The organism is Thalassobacter sp. (assembly GCF_982993085.1).
The window spans coordinates 1-5,409 of record NZ_CEZFMW010000162.1; the positions used below are offsets into that span (position 1 = coordinate 1).

Consider the following 5,409-nt stretch of genomic DNA (forward strand, 5'->3'; position numbering starts at 1 on the left):
AAACGCGAAATCAAGCGCGTGCTTGGACATGGTGTCCTCCGTCACTGAGCGGAAAAGAGAAAAGCGCCGCCCGGGGTGGGGCGGCGCCGAAAAGGTCGCTTAGTCGATGTAGCCGAGTTGCTTCATCACACTTGTGTAGGTCTCAATCTCGGTGTCGATGAACGCTTTGAAGTCATCCAGACCGATCAGCTCAGAGCGATATTGCAGCGCAGACTGCGCCTCAAACGCTTTGTAGCTGTCAGCCTCAACCGCTTGTTCGATCACGCCGTACAGATGTTTTGCTTGGTCCATGTCGTCGCCGCCTTGCATTGCAAAGGCGCGCCAGCGACCCAGTGTGACGTCGTAGCCCATCTCAACCGCGGTGGGCACGTCGGGCAGTTCGGGCAGGCGGGTTTCGGAGAACAGGACCAGCGGACGCAGATCACCGGATTCCCACAGGCCGCGCGCGGGACCGAACTCTTCAAACATCGCGTCGACTTGGCCGCCCACAGTGTTGGATACCATTTCGGATGAGGAAAACGGCACAGTGGTAAAGTTCACATCAGCCTCAAGGCCAAACAAGCTGACCGCGACCTCGTCAAAGCCACCAGCACCCGATAGGGCTACGGACACAGAGCCGGGGTTGGCCTTGGCGGCGTCCAGCATGTCTTGGACGGTCTGGAAGGGGCTGTCGGCGGGCACCCAGATCAGGGCTTGGTCAAACTGCACACGGGCCAATGGCAAGAAGTCCGCCATGTCGATGCGGCCTTGCACGTGGCTAATGATTTGTGCGGGGCTGATCGCCATCAGCGTGTAGCCGTCGTCGGGGCGACGCTGCCATTGTGCGATTGCGGGAATGCCGCCGCCGCCTTTGATCGAAACCGGCACCATCTGTTGGCCTGTGATCTCGGCGAAGGGTTCTGCAACTGCGCGCACAAAGCGGTCGGTGCCGCCGCCGGGGCCGTAGTGATGAATGACTTCAACAGAGCGTGAGGGGTAGTCGTCGCTTGCAACCGCAGGTGCGGCGAACACAAAGCCCGCAGCAAGAGCCGCAAGTGTGAGTGTGGTTTTGGTCATGGTAGTCCTCCCAGTTTTTGTCTTCTTTTTGGTGGGGCAGGGCGCATATATGGCGCTCTGCTCCGTTTTTTGGATGATACGGTCTTATTCTGCCGCTTGGAGAGCCGAGGCGTCGACCGTGTCGAGCACCTCGATGGCGGCATCCAAACCGCCCTTTTGATGTGGAACGCCGGCGCGGGTGAGCCCGCGCTCAACGCCCGTAAGTGTGGCCAACAGCATTGCGTCGTTGAAATCGCCAAGGTGACCGATCCGGAACACCTTGTCAGCGACCTTGGACAGGCCATTGCCGAGCGAGATGTCCGATTGTTCCAGCACGGTTTTGCGGAAGCCGTCCGCGCTGTGACCCTCGGGCATCAAGACCGCCGTCAACACTCCGCTTTCTTGGCCCTGTTGGGCGCATAGCACCTCTAGGCCCCAGCCACGCACGGCGGCACGGGTCGCGGCGCCATGACGGGCATGGCGGGCAAAGACCGCATCAAGGCCTTCTTCGTGCAGCATCGCGATTGCTTCGTTTAGGCCGTACAGCATGTTGGTGCCGGGGGTGTAGGGGAAGTAGCCGGTGGCATTCGGCCCTACCATATCGTTCCAATCCCAGTAGGAGCGGCGCATCCCGCCGGAGCGCGCCACGGCCATGGCCTTGTCGCTGACCGCGTTAAAACTGATTCCGGGGGGCAGCATCAAACCCTTTTGTGAGCCAGACACGCAGACATCCACGCCCCATTCGTCAAAGCGGAAATCAACCGAGGCAAGGCCCGAGATACTGTCTACCATCAGTAGGGCGGGGTGCTTGGCTGCATCGATGGCCGCGCGCACCTGTGCAATGGGCGAAACGGAGCCTGTCGAGGTCTCATTGTGGACGACGCAGACGGCTTTGATCTCGTGGTTTGTATCAGCGCGCAGGCGTGTTTCAATCGCGTCGGGGTCTGCACCGCCGCGCCAATCGCCCTCAATGAACTCAGCCTCAACGCCGAGTTTACTGGCCATTTTGTTCCACAGGGTGGCAAAGTGCCCGGTCTCATACATCAAGACGCGGTCGCCTTCTTTGACCGTGTTGACCAAGGCCGCCTCCCACGCGCCGGTCCCGGACGCAGGATAGATAAACACGTGGCCCGCCTCGGTTTTGAAGATCGTCTTCATACCCTCCAGCGCGGTTTGGCCGACAGCGGCGAAGTCTGGTCCGCGGTGGTCAATCGTTTGCCGCGCGATGGCGTGCAGAATGCGATCTGGCACGGCCGAAGGGCCTGGGATTTGCAAAAAATGACGTCCAGCCTTTCGGGCCATAAGCGTCTCCTTCGTCGTTTTGGGGGCGATCAGTCTACCTTAGTGGTTGACGTCACGTGCCCTGTGCATATTTAATTTTGCATTATGTATTACGGGTGATTATGATTGAGTCAATATATTTCGTAAAAACGCCCACCAGCATAATAACACGTCGCCACACGGGCCCCGGAGGACATAAGATGTTAGAGCAGTCACTGCGCCAGAGTTTTCAGGGGGATATCCTCTTTGATCGGTTCTCTCGGGGGCGGTATTCGACAGATGCGTCTATCTATCAAATGATGCCTGCGGGCGTCGTTGCCCCACGCACGCGCGAAGACGTTGAGGCAGCGCTTTATGCGGCACGGATGGCCGGTGTGTCGGTGACGGGACGCGGGGGCGGGACATCCCAATGCGGGCAAACGGTCAACTCTGGGCTGATCGTCGACAACGCACGCCATTTTAACGGCATCCTTGAAATCGACATTGAAAATCGCCGCGCGGTGGTCGAGCCCGGCGTTGTTCTGGATGAACTGAACCGTGCGCTAAAACCCCATGGGCTTTGGTATCCGGTGGACGTTTCTACGGCCTCTCGGGCGACGATTGGTGGGATGGCCGCGAACAATTCATGCGGCGGGCGGTCCCTGCGCTACGGGACGATGCGCGACAATGTTATCTCAATCGAGGCGGTCATGCATGACGGCACAGTCGCAACCTTCGGTGAGGTCGATCTGGCCCGGGCGCAGGGCAACACGCCCTACGACCTGTTGGCGGCTGATATGTTGGCGCTTGGGGCTGACAATGCCGCGCTGATTGAGGCGCGGTTCCCAAAGTTGAAGCGTCGCGTTGGCGGCTACAACCTTGATGCGCTTGTGCGCAACGGGCACGCGCCGAATATGGCGCATCTGTTGGTCGGCTCCGAAGGAACGCTGGCGTATTTCACCAAGGTTGAGCTCAAACTCTGGCCCGTCGTCGGTAAAAAAGTCATGGGGGTTTGCCACTTTCCAACGTTCTATCAGGCGATGGACGCGACCCAACACTTGGTCAAGACGAACCCGCTGTCGGTTGAGCTTGTCGATGCCACGATGATCGGCCTGTCGCGTCAGATTTCGATGTTCAGGCCGACCATTGATAAGGTGGTTAAGGGCGATCCTGCCGCTGTGCTGCTGGTGGAGTTCGATGAGGGCGACCCCGAGGTGAACGCCGCCAAGCTGCGAGATCTGCATCAGGCGATGGCTGATCTGGGCTTTGACTGGGCACACACCGGCAACCAATGGGGTGGCGTGATCGATGTCGAGGATCAGCGGCTTCAGGGCCAAGTGGCCGAGGTGCGCAAATCCGGTTTGAATATCATGATGTCCATGAAGCAGGAGGGAAAGCCCGTCAGCTTCGTGGAGGATTGTGCCGTCGAGCTGAAGGATCTTGCAGCCTACACCGAGCGTTTGACCGGCATTTTTGAACGCCACGATACGTCGGGTACATGGTACGCGCATGCCTCGGTTGGGTGTCTGCATGTGCGCCCGATCCTGAATATGAAGGCCGGTGAGGACGTGGCCAAAATGCGTTCAATCGCGGAGGAAGCCTTTGATCTGGTGGCGGAATACAAAGGCTCCCACTCGGGAGAGCATGGGGACGGGATTGTCCGGTCCGAATTTCATGAAAAAATGTTTGGTTCCGAGATTACGGAGGCTTTCCTAAAGGTCAAAGATCGATTTGATCCCAAACGCCGCTTTAATCCGAACAAGATCGTTGAAGCCCCCAAAATGGATGACCGCACGCTGTTCCGGTTTGGGCCGGACTATACGGTCAAACCGCTCAAGACCGCGTTTGACTGGTCTGCTTGGCCGGGCGCGGGCGGGGGTTTTCAGGGCGCCATTGAGATGTGCAACAATAATGGCGCCTGTCGCAAGCTGGAGGGGGGCGCGATGTGCCCCTCTTACCGGGCGACCCGCAACGAGCGGGATGTCACGCGGGGCCGAGCCAATTCCCTAAGGCTCGCGATTTCGGGGCAGTTGGGTGAGGACGCCCTGACCTCGGACGAGATGATGGAGACGATGAAGTTCTGTGTGTCGTGCAAGGCGTGCAAACGGGAATGTCCCACTGGTGTCGATATGGCCAAGATGAAGGTTGAGGTTTTGGCCGCACGCGCTGAAAAGCATGGGCTAGGCTTGCATGACAAGTTGGTGGCCTACATGCCTGACTACGCTCCTTATGCCTCTAAGGTGCCGTGGTTGCTGAACCTACGCAATAAGGTGCCGGGCTTAGCCAAGGTGATGGAGAAGCCTACGGGATTTGCGGCCTCAAGGCAGTTACCACACTGGTCATCGAACCCCTTCCGCGACGCAGAGGCCCAGGATGCCAACCCTGATGTCATTCTGTTTGCGGACATCTTTAACCGCTACTTTGAGCCAGAAAACCTGAGGGCAGCAGTGCGTGTCTTGCGTGCGGGTGGCAAACGGGTGGCGGTGGCCACGGATGGTGGCGCAAAGCCGCTGGATAGCGGACGGACGTATTTTGCGACCGGTCTGATCGACAAGGCCCGTGCTACGGGGCAGCGGTTGGTTGATGCGCTTGCGCCCCATGTGGCCGCTGGCCGCCCGATCATTGGGTTAGAGCCGTCGTGTCTTTTGACGCTGCGCGATGAAATTCCGGCGCTGATCCCAGGGGATACGACCGCCAAGGTCGCGGCAGCGGCGAAAATGCTAGAGGAGTACATCGCAGAAGCAACCGAGGCTGGCGCGTTTCACCTGAACCTACATGGGGTTGGTGCGCGTGTGATGTTGCACGGTCACTGCCACCAAAAAGCCCACGATGTGGTGCCCGCGATCCGGCGCACGCTTGATCTGTTGCCCGACACCGAGGTCGAAATGATCGAAAGCTCATGCTGCGGTATGGCGGGGGCCTTTGGTTACGGAGTTGACACAGAGGCGGTGTCACGCAAAATGGGAGAACTTACACTGTTTCCGGCAGTGCGCGCCGCGGCATCTGAGACAATTGTTGTCGCCGATGGCACCTCGTGCCGCCACCAAATTGCAGATGGTACCAACCGTGAGGCCATCCACGTCGTACGCCTTTTGGACCGGGCGCTGACGCAGT

Annotated in this window: 3 protein-coding genes; 1 reads left to right on the plus strand and 2 read right to left on the minus strand. The window is 59.1% G+C overall.

Annotated features, from left to right (window positions below):
- Nucleotides 1-99: 99 nt before the first annotated feature.
- Entirely contained in the window at nucleotides 100-1,056 is a 957-nt protein-coding gene (locus AC4GMC_RS16940) for a Bug family tripartite tricarboxylate transporter substrate binding protein (protein ID WP_487875700.1), read from the minus strand.
- An 84-nt stretch (nucleotides 1,057-1,140) separates the two neighbouring features.
- Nucleotides 1,141-2,337, minus strand: a complete 1,197-nt coding sequence (locus tag AC4GMC_RS16945; protein WP_487875699.1) for a pyridoxal-phosphate-dependent aminotransferase family protein — start codon at nucleotides 2,335-2,337, stop codon at nucleotides 1,141-1,143.
- 179 nt (nucleotides 2,338-2,516) lie between these two features.
- Here AC4GMC_RS16945 and AC4GMC_RS16950 point away from each other — a divergent pair.
- Nucleotides 2,517-5,409 (plus strand): FAD-binding and (Fe-S)-binding domain-containing protein (locus AC4GMC_RS16950; protein ID WP_488082078.1); only part of this gene is annotated, 2,893 nt, incomplete at its 3' end.

Bases quoted from the DNA above. Each gene is read 5' to 3' on its own strand.
- AC4GMC_RS16945 (WP_487875699.1), bottom strand. From the start codon at position 2,337: ATGGCCCGAAAGGCTGGACGTCATTTTTTGCAAATCCCAGGCCCTTCG.
- AC4GMC_RS16940 (WP_487875700.1), bottom strand. From the start codon at position 1,056: ATGACCAAAACCACACTCACACTTGCGGCTCTTGCTGCGGGCTTTGTG.